Origin of the sequence: Corallococcus sp. AB038B (assembly GCF_003668955.1) — a bacterium.
GTDB classification, from domain to species: Bacteria; Myxococcota; Myxococcia; order Myxococcales; family Myxococcaceae; genus Corallococcus; species Corallococcus exiguus.
Genome location: NZ_RAWO01000175.1, coordinates 1 through 423 on the forward strand (window position 1 = coordinate 1; position 423 = coordinate 423).

At 70.2% G+C, this 423-nt stretch carries 1 pseudogene; it reads left to right on the forward strand.

The annotated features are described in order from the left end of the window. Positions 1-155 precede the first annotated feature (155 nt). Positions 156-423, forward strand: a pseudogene (locus tag D7Y04_RS42915) (ribonuclease R); the annotation flags it as partial.

A 423-nucleotide genomic window follows, 5' to 3' on the forward strand; every position in this document is an offset into this window, starting at 1 on the left:
CCTGGCCGGCGTTCATCTCAGGTTTCCGCGCCCCGGCGAGCACAGGCTCCTTACGAGAGTCGGCCCCGGAGCTGCCCCCCTTTCACTTCACACTCCGCGCGTCCCTCCTGCCCGTCCCTCGGTGGACCTGGGCTAAGACGCGCTCCCACGGTTCCATGGATACTTCTGTTTCTCCCCGCGCTGTCACCGGCCGTATCGACGTTCACCCCCGGGGCTTCGGCTTCCTCACCGTGCAGGCGCCCGGCACGCAAGAGGTGCTGTCCGCCTTCATTCCTCCCCCCGACCTCAACCCGCTGCTGGCCGGAGACATCGTCACCGGCACCGTGACGGCGGGCGCGGACGGGCGCTGGACGGCCAGCGGGCTGACGCTGGTGGAGCGGCCCCGCACCCGCGTCTACGGTGAAGTCGTCGCCCGCAAGGGAG